The 14857-nt window shown below is 41.0% G+C and carries 12 protein-coding genes, 1 other RNA gene and 1 riboswitch; of the genes, 7 read left to right on the top strand and 6 right to left on the bottom strand.

The genetic code is table 11. The features are described 5' to 3' along the window. Window positions 1–2: 2 nt before the first annotated feature. Window positions 3–1013, bottom strand: coding sequence for a DNA polymerase III subunit delta (holA, locus tag E4F24_RS13345; protein ID WP_140939608.1), 1011 nt, complete (start codon window positions 1011–1013; stop codon window positions 3–5). A gap of 96 nt (window positions 1014–1109) precedes the next feature. Here holA and E4F24_RS13340 point away from each other — a divergent pair, with 96 nt between their 5' ends. From E4F24_RS13340 to E4F24_RS13860, 7 genes are all read left to right on the top strand, one after another. Beyond that, complete coding sequence (locus E4F24_RS13340; protein ID WP_140939607.1) at window positions 1110–1565, top strand: type I restriction enzyme HsdR N-terminal domain-containing protein; 456 nt, start codon at window positions 1110–1112, stop codon at window positions 1563–1565. 74 nt (window positions 1566–1639) lie between these two features. After that, the gene (gene clpP, locus E4F24_RS13335; RefSeq protein WP_140939606.1) at window positions 1640–2338 is read left to right on the top strand and encodes an ATP-dependent Clp endopeptidase proteolytic subunit ClpP; all 699 of its coding nucleotides are present in this window, start codon (window positions 1640–1642) and stop codon (window positions 2336–2338) included. A 10-nt stretch (window positions 2339–2348) separates the two neighbouring features. After that, window positions 2349–3596: an ATP-dependent Clp protease ATP-binding subunit ClpX gene (gene clpX, locus E4F24_RS13330; RefSeq protein WP_140939605.1), complete on the top strand. Its 1248-nt coding sequence runs from the start codon at window positions 2349–2351 to the stop codon at window positions 3594–3596. Window positions 3597–3667: 71 nt separating this feature from the next. Further along, window positions 3668–4483 (top strand): AMP nucleosidase, encoded by an 816-nt coding sequence (locus E4F24_RS13325; RefSeq protein ID WP_140939604.1) that lies wholly within the window; start codon window positions 3668–3670, stop codon window positions 4481–4483. A gap of 172 nt (window positions 4484–4655) precedes the next feature. Next, window positions 4656–4771, top strand: a riboswitch (SAM riboswitch). A 235-nt stretch (window positions 4772–5006) separates the two neighbouring features. Next, window positions 5007–6314 (top strand): O-acetylhomoserine aminocarboxypropyltransferase/cysteine synthase family protein, encoded by a 1308-nt coding sequence (locus E4F24_RS13320; RefSeq protein WP_140939603.1) that lies wholly within the window; start codon window positions 5007–5009, stop codon window positions 6312–6314. A 93-nt stretch (window positions 6315–6407) separates the two neighbouring features. Beyond that, the gene (locus E4F24_RS13315; RefSeq protein WP_140939602.1) at window positions 6408–7589 is read left to right on the top strand and encodes a homoserine dehydrogenase; all 1182 of its coding nucleotides are present in this window, start codon (window positions 6408–6410) and stop codon (window positions 7587–7589) included. Between the two features lie 195 nt (window positions 7590–7784). After that, window positions 7785–7961, top strand: coding sequence for a hypothetical protein (locus tag E4F24_RS13860; protein WP_181182494.1), 177 nt, complete (start codon window positions 7785–7787; stop codon window positions 7959–7961). Between the two features lie 36 nt (window positions 7962–7997). Here the strand turns inward: E4F24_RS13860 and E4F24_RS13310 are convergent, their stop codons facing one another. From E4F24_RS13310 to E4F24_RS13290, 5 genes are all read right to left on the bottom strand, one after another. Continuing rightward, complete coding sequence (locus E4F24_RS13310) at window positions 7998–9377, bottom strand: sigma-54-dependent transcriptional regulator (RefSeq protein ID WP_140939601.1); 1380 nt, start codon at window positions 9375–9377, stop codon at window positions 7998–8000. A gap of 62 nt (window positions 9378–9439) precedes the next feature. Next, an RNA gene (gene rnpB, locus E4F24_RS13305) (RNase P RNA component class A) lies at window positions 9440–9828 on the bottom strand. A gap of 189 nt (window positions 9829–10017) precedes the next feature. Then, window positions 10018–11982 (bottom strand): OmpA family protein, encoded by a 1965-nt coding sequence (locus E4F24_RS13300; protein WP_140939600.1) that lies wholly within the window; start codon window positions 11980–11982, stop codon window positions 10018–10020. Between the two features lie 18 nt (window positions 11983–12000). Continuing rightward, the gene (locus E4F24_RS13295) at window positions 12001–13014 is read right to left on the bottom strand and encodes a PorP/SprF family type IX secretion system membrane protein (RefSeq protein ID WP_140939599.1); all 1014 of its coding nucleotides are present in this window, start codon (window positions 13012–13014) and stop codon (window positions 12001–12003) included. A 26-nt stretch (window positions 13015–13040) separates the two neighbouring features. Then, the coding region (locus tag E4F24_RS13290; RefSeq protein ID WP_140939598.1) for an Ig-like domain-containing protein at window positions 13041–14857 on the bottom strand (1817 nt) is incomplete at its 5' end.

Below are 14857 nucleotides of genomic sequence, written 5' to 3'. Positions count from 1 at the left end.
CATTAATTTAGAATTTTAAACACCATTTCCCGCATCAAATCGGACATTGTCGTATTAGGCCCGGTATTCAACCCTTTCGATTTAAGATCATAATCCCGCAGTATATTGATAATATCAAATGTTTTACGTTTAGTAAAATTACGGGCAGCCAGATCATATTCTTTTGTAAAAAAAGGATGCACACCCAATGCCTTTGCAACAGCCTGCGACGACTTATCCGGCAAATAATGATATTTCAATATTTTCGTAAAGTATCCCGCCAACGATCCCATTACGACTACTAACGGGTTGGACTTTGGATTTGCCGCAAAATAATCTACAATCTGAATAGCCTTTAACGAATCCCTTTTGCCCAACGCAGCGTTGAGTTCAAAAATATTAAAATCCTTACTTATCCCAATATTCCGTTCAATATCGACAGAAGAAATCTCACGATCCTTCGGCACATTGAGCATGAGTTTTTCTAACTCATTCGCTATCTTGGATAAATCGGTACCGAGGTATTCTGCCATCAAAGCCGCAGCCTGAGGGTGTATCCGCCATCCTTCCTGCCGCAATTGATCTACGATCCAAGGAGCAACTTTGTCGTCGTACAACTTAGCAGATTCCAACACCACCCCTTTTTTATCAATAGCCTTATAAAGCTTTGTACGTTTATCGAATTTCCCATGTTTATATGCAATAACCAATATCGTAGATGGTGTAGGGTTTTCAATGTACTTTGCAAACAGCTCATCATCCGACTTCCACTTCAGCCCCTGCGCCTCCTTAACAACGATCAATTGGTAGTCACTCATCATCGGATAGCGCTTTGAAGCGTTAACTATCGTCGAAAAATCAGTATCTTTTCCATACAAAATCGTTTGATCAAATCCCTTTTGCGCATCGTTCAAGACCGAATTTTCTAGCGCATCGCTAACTAAATCGATATAATAGGCTTCCTCGCCGTGCAATAAATACACCGGCTTATAGCTCCTGTTCTTGATATCGCTTAACGTCGTATTGATATTCATGAATAGGCGAAATTAATGATTTATGCGCAATTATCGCACATTTCTTTTTGAATCTCAAATGATTTATACATTGCCAAAATTTCGTAACTTTGTCCTATGTTTAAGCTGATCCCGTTGAATCTGCCTGCTTATCCCCTTAAGTTAACTCGCAATCAAGAGAAGGTTTTCGTTTTTGATATACTCAGAAAGAAAAATCTTATTCTGACGCCAGAAGAATGGGTAAGGCAGCATTGGATCCACTATTTGCATCAGCATAAAAAATACCCTAAGTCGCTGATGAAGACAGAAGGTGGGCTTCAGCTAAACAGCTTACAGAAAAGAAGCGATTTATTAATATACAACAGTACCGGAGTGAAGATTCTGCTCGCAGAATTTAAAGCACCTCATGTTAAAATTACGCAAAATACATTTCAGCAAATTGCGAATTACAACAGCATTCACAAAATTCCGTTATTATTGGTAAGCAATGGATTAGAACACCATTATTGCAGAATAGATTTTGAAAAAGAGTCTTTTGAATTTATAGAAGAATTACCAAATTACATTGAATAGACAATAATAGTTCAATTATTCATAAAAATAAATTTATATTAGTCATTCAATTTATAAAAAAGTAAAATAGTAAAATGAACATAGATAAAAACGAATTCAGAAAATATGCGATTAAGCATCATAGAATAGGTAGTCAGCATGTTGACGGTTTTATTTCTCGTTTAGAGACTAATATTCCTACCAATCTGACACCCTACATTGTCGAAGAAAGACAGCTAAACGTAGCACAGATGGATGTCTTTTCACGTTTGATGATGGATAGAATTATCTTTTTGGGGGATGGTGTGAACGATCAGGTAGCCAATATCATACAGGCACAATTATTATTCTTACAGTCTACCGATGCGCAACGCGATATTCAAATCTACATCAACTCCCCCGGAGGAAGCGTATATGCAGGATTAGGCATATACGATACGATGCAGTATATTTCACCTGATGTAGCAACGATCTGTACCGGTATGGCCGCATCGATGGGAGCCGTATTATTGGTTGCCGGAGCAAAAGGAAAACGTGCGGCATTAAAACACTCACGTGTAATGATCCACCAACCTTCAGGCGGTGCTCAGGGCGTAGCGTCAGATATGGAAATCAACCTGCGTGAGATGTTGAAATTGAAAGAAGAACTGTACACTATTATCGCGGAGCATTCCGGTCAATCCTATGATTGGGTCGAAAAATCTTCAGATCGCGATTATTGGATGAGAGCTGCCGAAGCAAAAGAATTTGGTATGATCGACGAGGTACTGGCACCTAAAAAAGAAAGTAAGTAAGTAAATTAAAATGAGTAAAAATAACAGAGATATACAATGCTCCTTTTGTGGCATTAGCAAGAATGAAGCACAAATGCTCATTGCCGGAGATGGAGCACATATCTGTGATCGATGTGTGACACAAGCAGGTGAGATTTTAGCTGAAGAGTTAAATCAGCGCAAAAATAAATCTTTGCAATCAACGCTGCAACTCATCCGCCCATTAGAGATCAAACAGCATTTAGATCAATACGTAATCGGCCAGGATGATGCCAAGAAAGTTATTTCAGTAGCGGTATATAATCACTACAAACGTCTAAATCAACAAGTGACTTCAGATGAAATAGAGATTGAAAAATCCAATTTAATCATCGTCGGAGAAACGGGAACAGGAAAAACATTATTGGCTAAAACAGTCGCCAAGATATTAAATGTACCATTCTCTATCGTAGACGCAACGGTATTAACAGAAGCCGGATATGTCGGAGAAGACGTAGAGAGTATCTTAACCCGACTTCTTCAATCTGCGGACTACGATGTTGCAGCAGCCGAGCGAGGTATCATTTACATCGACGAAATCGATAAGATCGCGCGTAAAAGTGACAATCCTTCGATCACCAGAGATGTTTCCGGAGAAGGCGTACAACAGGCGTTGTTGAAGATTCTGGAAGGAACGAATGTCAACGTACCTCCTCAGGGCGGGCGTAAACATCCCGATCAAAAGATGATTTCTGTCAACACCAGCAATATCTTATTCATTTGCGGTGGTGCATTTGATGGCATCCAAAAGAAAATAGCCAATCGTTTAAGAACCCAAACTGTTGGATATAAAATGAAGGAGGAAGATGAAATTATAGACTTGAACAACCTTTATAAATACATCACGCCTCAAGATTTAAAAAACTTTGGTTTAATCCCTGAGTTAATAGGCCGTCTACCGGTACTTACCTATCTTAATCCACTGGATAAAGAAACCATGCTGAGTATCCTAACGCAACCTAAGAATGCGTTAATTAAACAATACGTTAAGTTATTTGAATATGAGGATGTAGCGTTAAAGTTTGACGAGGAAGTATTCGAATTTATTGTAGATAAAGCATGGGAATTTAAATTAGGAGCCCGTGGCCTTAGAAGTATTTGCGAAGCGATCATGTTAGATGCCATGTTTGAAATACCCACCTCCAAAGATGAAATTGAGGATCAGACACTTCGTATTACGCTCGACTACGCGAAGCAGAAATTCGCGAAATCAGATATCAAAAAATTGCAAGTCGCTTAGATAAAATCCCTCACACAATGTGAGGGATTTTTTGTTATATAAAACAGTTACCTGTTTTTATTTTAAGATCTATGGCAAAAAAAGAATTAGTTGACACCCCTATTACCCCCGGCTTAAAATCCAAAGAAGATATTGTCAACAATTGGTTACCACGATATACGGGCAGATCACTTGAAGAATTTGGAAAGTATATATTATTGACAAATTTTTCGAAATATATTAAGCTATTTTCAGAACTGAATGATAATGCCCCTATTCACGGAGAAGACAAAGTCATGCAGTCCTGCTCTTCCGGTGGCATCACGATCATCAATTTTGGCATGGGGAGTCCGATGGCTGCCACGGTCATGGATCTGCTCTCGGCAATCAATCCCAAAGCCGTTCTTTTCTTGGGTAAAACAGGTGGGCTGAAGAAAAAAATAGCCGTAGGCGAGCTGATACTTCCCATTGCAGCGATTCGTGGCGAAGGCACCTCTACCGATTATTTTCCGCCCGAAGTACCTTCCCTACCCGCCTTCGCCTTACAGAAAGCCATTTCCACCACCATCCGTGACCATTCAAGAGATTATTGGACAGGCACAGTTTATACCACCAACAGACGGGTATGGGAGCACGACAAAAAATTTAAAAAGTACTTAAAATCCATTCGCGCCATGGCGGTAGACATGGAAACGGCCACCATATTCAGTGTTGGATTTGCTAATAAAATACCCACCGGGGCATTGCTGCTCGTTTCGGACCAGCCTATGATTCCCGAAGGTGTAAAGACCTCCGAGAGTGATGTGACCGTTACTGCCAAATATGTAGAAACCCATCTCACGATCGGAATCGATGCGCTAAAACAATTAATTAACAACGGTCTCACGGTAAAACACCTGAAGTTCTAAAAGAGCTTACTCCATTAGCGCCAATACCAATAACAACTTGACACTATTCGCAATGAACGAAGATTAACAAAACTTTTGTCAGAATACTTGCATCTATTAATTTCAAAACATATATTTGTGGAGTACTTCGATAGTAGTACACCTAATCAATACCTTGATAACAATAGGTCTTGGTTTATAAAGAAGTGGCGAGAGACTGGCTCAATGACCCACTGGCAACCTACAAATAAAGATTTGAAAAGGTGCCAATTCCTGTCCGAAGCAATACCGCTTTGGAGCATATAAATGAAAGAAGACTATGACATTAAAATTTAAGAATCAATCCATACTTGTTGCGTATAGTAATCCTAAACGCTCACAACGTTTATTACACCTTATCTATCACTTCTATTTCATGCGAATGTGCTAGTCGTCGCTTCAGATCAATATACGTATATCAGTAATTTTATACGCTGAGCAATAAGACGACCAACACATCACGTAGAAATTGACAAGATTCAGATAAAATAGACCAAACATTGAAATGGGAGATAACAAAAACTTAAAATTCGAGACATTACAGCTTCATGCAGGACAAACAGCTGATCCTACTACAGGCGCCAGAGCATTACCAATCTATCAAACAACATCATATATATTTGATAGTGCAGAACATGGCGCAAATCTCTTTGCATTAAAAGAGTTCGGCAATATCTACACCCGTATCATGAACCCCACCACAGAGGTATTCGAGAAACGTATCGCGGCGTTAGAAGGCGGAGCATATTCTGTAGCTGTAGCCTCGGGGCAGGCGGCTCAATTCATTGCATTGAATAATATAGTAGAAAGTGGCCAAAACTTTGTAGCGGGATCCAGCCTATATGGAGGCACGTACAACCAATTCAAAGTAGCCTTTAAACGAATAGGTATTGAAGCGCGATTTGCTGACGATAGCGATGCAGATAACATCGAAGCCTTAATAGATGCTCAAACCAAAGCAATTTATATCGAAACAATCGGCAACCCAAGTTATAATATCCCGGATTTCGAACGCATAGCAGCAGTCGCAAAAAAACATGACCTTCCGTTGATCGTTGATAACACATTCGGAGCAGGAGGATATCTATTCAAGCCACTGGAATATGGAGCACATGTCGTTGTAGAATCTGCTACAAAGTGGATCGGTGGGCATGGTACCAGTATTGGTGGCGTTATCATCGATGGTGGCAATTACAATTGGGGCAATGGAAAATACCCCCAATTCTCCGAACCTTCGGAGGGATACCACGGTTTGATATTTTCAGACGTATTCGGTGAAGGCGGCCCCTTCGGAAATATACAGTTCGGTATTCGCGCACGTGTAGAAGGACTACGGGATTTCGGTCCGGCCTTATCTCCATTTAATTCCTTCTTATTGGTACAAGGATTAGAGACCCTATCGCTCCGTGTTCAAAGACATGTCGACAACGCATTAGAAATAGCACAATGGCTCGATGCACATCCTCAGGTCGAAAAAGTAAGCTATCCCGGCCTTAGGCATCACCCCTACCATCAGAATGCGCAAAAGTATCTCAAAAATGGATACGGTGCAGTGTTATCCTTTACGATAAAAGGAGGTGCAGTAAAAGCAAATGAGTTTATTGATGCGTTGGAGCTAATCAGCCATTTGGCGAATATAGGAGACGCTAAAACCCTAATCATTCACCCTGCGGCCACTACACATCAACAATTATCGGATGAAGCACAACGCAAAGCAGGTGTAATAGCAGGCCAATTACGTTTATCGGTTGGTATCGAGCACATCGACGATATCAAAGCCGATATAGAACAGGCATTTGAAAAAATCAAGTAGTCTATTGAAAACACAACTTGATTAACACATTTTAGCAGCAGGAAAACGGAGTATAAGTACAAACAATATAAATTATAAACAGTATAAATTAGAATGGGTAAAAAGCTAACTATTGGTATGTTTGGATTTGGTGTAGTAGGACAAGGACTGTATGACATTATCAAAACCAAAAATTTAAATTTAGAGATTAAAAAATTTGTGATTAAAAATGCGGACAAAAAACGTACTCTTCCTGCAGAATTATTCACGACAGATGCTAACACTATTTTAGACGATCCGGAAATCAATACCGTAGTCGAATTGATTGACGATGCCGATGCCGCATTTGAATTAACTGTACGTGCACTTCGTTCCGGAAAAAATGTGGTCTCAGCCAATAAGAAAATGATCGCTTCGCACCTGGAAGAACTAACAGAAATCCAACAGGAAACCGGAACCTCTCTTTTATACGAAGGAGCCGTATGTGGCAGTATTCCGATTATACGGAATTTGGAGGAATATTACGACAATGAGCTTTTACATTCCATATCGGGTATATTCAATGGATCATCAAATTATATTCTGTCCAAAATTTTTAACGAAAACCAAAGCTATGACGATGCCCTAAAAAAAGCACAGGAATTAGGCTTTGCAGAAACCGACCCCACATTAGACGTAGGCGGTTACGATCCAAAGTACAAGCTCGCTATTGTAGCCTCACATGCGTATGGTATCTATATTAATCCGGAAAAAATCCTTAATCTAGGTATAGACAAATTAGGTAATGCCGATATACGATATGCCCGGGAAAAGAATTACAAAATAAAATTAATTCCTTTAGCTAAGGAAATTAACCCTAAAGAGGTCGTGCTCTATGTATTACCAAAATTCTTGACCAAAGAAAGCATTTTATATAACGTAGAAAATGAAAACAATGGTGTCTTAGTCAAAGCAGCCTTTGCCGACGAACAATTTTTCTATGGCAAAGGTGCCGGAGGTCATCCCACAGGATCTGCCGTCCTTTCAGATATTACGGCACTACGATATGACTATCGCTATGAGTACAAAAAACATCTTGATGCCCAACAAATTGAATATACTACAAACTACGAGCTCAAGGTCTATCTTAGGTATGAAGATGAAGACATATTGGAAAACATCATGTTTAATTCCATATCCGAAAGATTTTATGGAGAAGATGCGAAATATGTCATCGGGCACATCAATCTTCAGGAAATCATCGACAAACGCGATCTCATAAACAGGCCCGGTTATTTTATTGCCGAGATTGCTTAGGAATTAATTTGCCTCTGCGACAAATACTTGATCCCGACAAAAATAGAAGTGATTATTTCGAAAACGGATAGATTGGCATCCTTGTTGCGACAGCAAAGTACACGTTGGTTAATTTGCTTTAATTATGTAATTATAATTGCATATTAAAGCAAATTTATCTAGGTTTAAGGATTGACAAATTAACAAAGAAAAATTATGAGTAAGTGGAAAAGTGTGTTACTCCTTACGCTTTTAGCGAATACAGCTTGGGCGGAGTCCACGGAGGTAGAGCAGACTAATTCTCCTACAGGGTTTCTAATCATTGGAGGATTATTGGTGCTGGTGATTATTTTTATTCTATATAACAGACAGAAAAGAAAATTTAATGATTAAGAGAAAAGGTCAGCGATTGCTGACCTTTTCTCTTTTTTAATCTCTCTTTAAACCGAATTTTTCCATTTTACTATACAGGTGCGACCGTTGAATACCAATTTCATCTGCCGTTTTAGACACATTCCAAGCGTTTTTATCCAGCTTATGTGTAATATACTGTTCCTCCGCATAGTCTTTAAATTCCTGGAAAGACTGAAAATTATCAAAATTCAAACCCGTACTTTTAGTTGCCACATCCCCATTCGTTATATGTTTAACCGTCGACGGATTTGCAAAAGTACTGACCTCTTTTTCCGTGATTTTTTTATCACTTAAAATAATCAAACGTTCCACCATATTACGAAGTTCGCGGATATTACCCGTCCAGGGTAACGCCTGTAAACTTTTCATCGCATCAGTGGTGATCTCCTTTGTCGGAATATTGTAATCATGACATATCTCTTCACAGAATGAAGATGCAATCAGCGGAATATCATCCATACGCTCGGCTAAAGAAGGCACATGTATCAGGATTACACTCAAGCGATGATACAAGTCCATACGGAAATTACCGTTGTCGATTTCCTTCAACAAATCTTTGTTTGTCGCTGCTATTACACGTACATTCACATCGATTTCTTTCTCACCACCTACACGCGTAATCTTGTTTTCCTGCAATGCACGCAGCACCTTTGCCTGAGCAGACAAGCTCATATCCCCTATCTCATCAAGGAAAAGTGTTCCTCCATTTGCCTGTTCAAATTTTCCGATACGTTGCTTTACTGCCGACGTAAAAGAGCCCTTTTCATGACCAAACAATTCAGATTCAATCAATTCCGAAGGAATAGCCGCACAATTTACTTCGATTAATGGCAACGAAACCCGATTAGACTTCTCGTGCAGCCAACGTGCTACCAATTCTTTACCCGAGCCATTATCACCTGTAATCAGTACACGTGCTTCTGTAGGAGCTACTTTATCAATCGTCTCTTTAATGAGCGCAATACTGTTCGAACTTCCAAGGATTTCTTTCGTTTTTGCGACTTTACGCTTCAGGACTTTCGTTTCTTTGACGAGATTCCCCCGTTCAAGCGCATTACGTACAGTAATCAGCAGCCTGTTTAAATCAAGAGGTTTCTCCAGGAAATCGTATGCTCCTTTTCGAGCAGCTTCCACAGCCGTTTCGATCGTCCCATGACCAGAGATCATGATGAATGGTACATCAGTAATGGCGTTTGCCGCCACAAGCACTTCCATACCATCCATTTTATTCATCTTGATATCACACAATACCAAATCTATTTTCTCTTTCTTCAGTATCTCTAATCCCTCTATACCATTATCCACATCCAACACGTTATACTCTTCATATTCCAGAATATCTCGCAGAGAACTTCGAATAGGTCTTTCGTCGTCAATAATTAATACGGTAGTCATATATGATTATATATAGAATTAAGCGTTTAAATAAACACGTACCAGGTGTAATAACAAAAAAAAAAGAAGCAAACCTTGTAAGCCGGGTTCTGTAACCGAAATAAATCGGTTCTCTATCATTTATCTAGGCTTGCACTCACGCACAAGCTCCATCAACCTACCCATTACGAATGTCGTAAACCGACAGAAGACGAGCAGCCTTCGAGTTTCGCAACCTATTTGGTCTTTCAACACACGAGGTTTACCGTAATGTATGTCGCCATACAATACCGTGAGCTCTTACCTCACGTTTTCACCCTTATCCACCAAGATGGCAGACGGTATATTTTCTGTGGCACTTTCTGTATTCCGTCAAAACAGAACCCTTCCCGTTAGGAAGCGTGTCGCTCTATGTTGCCCGGACTTTCCTCTTTCCCGTTTTAGACGAGACAGCGATAGAGCCGGTTTGCTTCAACCACAAAACTACGTTTTTTAGTTGAAAGTAAATAATTGAAAATTATCAGCTCTCCCGTTCTAATCCGATGTGATATCGCCTAGCATATTACACTATATAGATCACGGATTATTTTCTCTGATGAATAAAAAAAGAGCCCGGATAAATTATCATCCGGGCTCATTCTTTAGAAACCTGTATTTTCTATTAAAATGCTAACACTTCTACTTCAGTTCTTCTGTTTTGTTGGTGTTCTTCCTCTGTACATTTCACCTTATTAGCACATTTGTTCACCAAGCGGGTTTCACCGTATCCTTTCGCTACCAATCGGTCGGCAGCAATTCCTTTACTTACGATATAATCCACCGCTGATTTTGCTCTTCTATCCGAAAGCTTCATATTATATGAATCACTTCCGCGGCTATCGGTATGACTTGAAAGTTCAATTCTAAGTGTTGGGTTATTACGTAGGGTTGTAACCAGCTTATCCAAAATTATAGCTGCATCCGGACGGATATTGTGCTTATCAAAATCATAGTATATATTCTCCAGCACAAATTTTTCGCCCACTTTATGAACAGGCTGTAAACTCAACGCTACACGTATGGTCGTATCTTGTTGAGGTATCACTCCCGATACAGACACACTGTCTGCCATATATCCAGCTTTATCCGCTAACACAAGATATGGTGTATTTCTGACAAGTTCAAAACTAAACACCCCTTTACTATCGCTGCTACCCATTGTCACAAGTTTACCGTTCTTGTCTAATAAGCTAATGGAAGTAAGCGGCAATGGTTCTCCGGTCTTCTTATCCCGCGTCATACCTTCTAACATAACCGTAATTTTCGGTTTCACATAGCGGAACGAATAGATATCGTCCGATCCGATACCACCTTGCCGATTCGACGAAAGGTAACCAAAGTTTTCATCCAGATTATCTCCTACAACGACAAAGGCAAAATCATCCGATGGCGAGTTGACCGGATAGCCCATATTTCGTGGCTTTTCGAAATGATCTCGTTGGCCTTTAGTCTGAAAAACATCCAATCCACCCATACCCACGTGACCTGTGCTGGAAAAATACAATATGTTATCAAATACCGCAGGGAAAACCTCGTCTCCATCCGTATTGACATTACTTCCCGCGTTCACAGGTGTTCCCCAGCTGCCATCCGCTTGCTTGGCACAAAACCAGATATCCACACCACCTTTTCCACCCGGCATATCCGAAGCAAAGTAAAGTGTATTTTCATCTGCACTCAACGCCGCATGTCCTACGGAGTATTCTTTCACATTATTATAAATGAAATCCTCTTCTATCCAATCATTCCCTTGCTTTCTGTATATTTTAAGCTCAAGGTTCTGTTTTCTCCATTTCTGTCCAATTGCCCGGTATTTTTCAACCTGTTTACCAGGATAGGTACGCGTCACATACAATACTTCTTCTTTCGAATCCGTAGTGACGGGGCCCAGGTGAAATTGCGATTTATTAAACACATCCGGCATTATATTTGGGTAGCTCAGAGATCCATCATCATTTTGGGTAGCCGAATATATTTTAAGATATGGCTGTCCTGTCATACCACTTTTTTCAACCATTAAGCTATTTGGCTCAGCAGCATACAATACACCACCGCTCGTAGGGATCAAACCAAATTCTGCTAATGCGGTATTGACATGTTCTTCATTCATAATCACATGTTTAGACGGGTTTTCCATCCAAAAAACGGCAGAGTCTGACCCCGCAATCGCGCGTGATACTTCTGCTTTCTGACCATACTTAGACTGGTAATTCACAAATGCTGCTTTTGCTTCGCTATATTTACCCTGCAATTGCAACACCCGTGCATAGTCGAGAAAAGACTGTTCACTTGCCGTTTCATTCTCCACAATACGGGCATACCAGTTTTCAGCCAATGCGTATTGATTGATGTACAGGTAACTGGAAGCCAGTCGCTCCATATCTTCCACCTTCGGCTTATCCTTGTCGATAATTACCTCATAAGCCTTAGCTGCATTCGCATATTCCATATTGTAATAGAACTGCGCGGCTCTTTGTTGACGACTAGGCTGCTCTTGTGCATATCCGTATTGACTTACGCCCGCCCAAAGTCCTATAGCAAGCAAACCTACCGTTATCTTATGCGTTCTTGATAGTAATTCTTTCATAGCTGTTTTCAAAACGGATTAAAAATATCTTGGACTTAATATCTGACGACTTATACGACCAAATGTCACACCTAGCGTCACCTCATGTGTACCATTCTGCAAACCACTCATCCGATTCAACATGTGATCGTAGGAGTATCCGATGCGGAATTTAGGTGAAATATAGAATTGCGCGATTCCACTGACCGAATTCACGGAGCTCAGTTTATTCGCTGAATAGTCGGTATAGTCCCGATTAAAAATCCGTGCTCGTGTACGGTATCCTCCACCGATCCAAAATTTGTCATTGAAAATAAACATCGCATTGATATCCAATGAAGTTGGTCCCTTAAAATCATCTTTCACGAGTATACTCGGACGAAGTAATAATGCCCTATCCAATTCAAAAAGTGCTCCGGCAATAAAATATCCGTGAATGCTACGGTATAAACTCTCCAGCGAATTTTGATTAAATTGATAATCTTTACCACTCTCACTGCCGGCAAACAGATCCTGAACAGATACGCCCGCATACCATCTTGGGTTGCTGTAGTACGCACCTAAACGAATATCCGGACGCCAGGTTCCGATCTTACCCGTAGGTATAAAAGGGTCATTCGCATCAATATATTTCAATTTAGTTCCATCAAGACTGTATTGTGTCACTCCTCCGGCAATACCCAGGCTCAACCGATGTTCGTCGGCTCTATCCAGTTTGAGCCGCAGCGCGTAGTTTGCGTAGATGCTCGTAGCGGCCTGCGCCCCCAGTTTATCTCCGGTAATCTGCAAGCCAACCCCGTGCCGTCTCTCATAAGGATCCAACACCCCGTCAATTGAAATAGTCCCGGTTTGGGGAGCACCTTCCCAACCTGTCCACTGACTTCTCAAACCCATCTGCCCAAACCATTCCTCTTTATAACCAGCATAAGCAGGGTTTACACTGATCGAATTAAAAATGTACTGGGTAAATTGGATGCTCTGTTGTCCATACCCTTTTATTCCTAAAAGAGTTATGGACAACAACAACATATATTTTTTAGCTAATCTGTTCATGGATTATTCGTTTAAGATCTATCTAATTATTTTCTTTTGATTATCACCCAACCTTTATGTGATTCTTTTTTACCGTTTCTAACCGTTTGAAGCACATAATAATATGTTCCATCATTCAATCCTGTACCATTCCATGTGTTGTTATAATTTTCATTGAAGTAAACTTCATTACCCCAACGGTTGATGATACTCAACGACACCTTATCGTACATTTCCAGACCTTTAATGAAGAAGTATTCATTATAGTCATCATTACCCGGAGTAATCACATTCGGGATTATCAATGGATTTGGCAGTATAGTTACCGTTACGGTAGCCACATTACTGTATCTTCCTTTTTGATCTTTCACACGATACGTGAATGTCACCGGATCCAAATTATTATCAGCAGGCGCATAGAACACGATTTCTCCCGACGGCAACACCTCTACTCTACCTCTGCCAGGTCCCTGAACAATCTCTACCGTTGACAAGTCAACAGGCCATCTTGTTATGATATCATTTGCCGTTACATTAATCGTTACATCTTTACCTGTTTGTACCTCAGCAAAATCATCTACAGCTTCGATTAATGGGAAATCTACCGGAATCTCTGGTGTTTCATCTTCATCATCCGGATCCTCAGTATCCGGTGTATCTGGTCCCCATACTTTCACACCATTACGTATCGTTTCCGGAGCTTCTTCAGAAACCGTTGCCTCTACCTCAACAATAATCGTACCTCCAACTGCTATAAGCTGGTTCACCGTAATTTCAGCGGTATTACCTGAGCCTACAATTGTCGCGTTGCCACTGCTGATACTATAGGCATCGATCGTCAACCCTTCACTTGGCAATTCAACCAATTTAATGATATCACCATTTTCCAACACACCAGGTCCCATATTCGTAATCGTCAGTGTAAAGGTCGTGCTTTCACCCGCTTTCACCCTGTTATCATTCGCAACCTTCGTTATCGATAGGGTCACACTACAATCATTAACTACCGGTGTTACAGCCAAACGTTCTAAGCTTTCACAACCATTGGCTGTTTGACTTGCATAATAAGTTACCCCATTTTCAAGCACCGTAGCCTCCGGTAATACTGTAGCATCTATTGCAGATGAACTGTACCATTTAATACCTGTACCTATCACTGGTAGATCTGCCAGTGTTTTATTATCACTCAAACAGAACTCCGGTGCAGCATCCTCAATAGTAGGTGCCGGAGTTGCTGTAATCGTAACAGTTACTTCCGTACGCTCAACACTCTCACATCCGTCAACAACCTGAGACGCATAGTACGAACCATTTGTCAATGCCGTTTCCGGTGCCAGTGCCGTACCGCCTGCATCAGACGTGTACCACAATACAGTACCCGTAGCTCCCGTAATATCCAGATCCGCAACCGTAGCCGCGTCAATCTCACAGAACGTCTGCGCTAACTCGTCCAGATCAGGGGCCGGAGTTGCTGTAATCGTAACAGTTACTTCCGTACGCTCAACACTCTCACATCCGTCAACAACCTGAGACGCATAGTACGAACCATTTGTCAATGCCGTTTCCGGTGCCAGTGCCGTACCGCCTGCATCAGACGTGTACCACAATACAGTACCCGTAGCTCCCGTAATATCCAGATCCGCAACCGTAGCCGCGTCAATCTCACAGAACGTCTGCGCTAACTCGTCCAATTCAGGGGCCGGAGTTGCTGTAATCGTAACAGTTACTTCCGTACGCTCAACACTCTCACATCCGTCAACAACCTGAGACGCATAGTACGAACCATTTGTCAATGCCGTTTCCGGTGCCAGTGCCGTACCGCCTGCATCAGACGTGTACCACAATACAGTACCCGTAGCTCCCG

This window comes from Sphingobacterium lumbrici (genome assembly GCF_006476045.1).
In the GTDB taxonomy this organism is placed as follows: domain Bacteria; phylum Bacteroidota; class Bacteroidia; order Sphingobacteriales; family Sphingobacteriaceae; genus Sphingobacterium; species Sphingobacterium lumbrici.
This window is presented reverse-complemented; position numbering and strand designations above follow the sequence as displayed.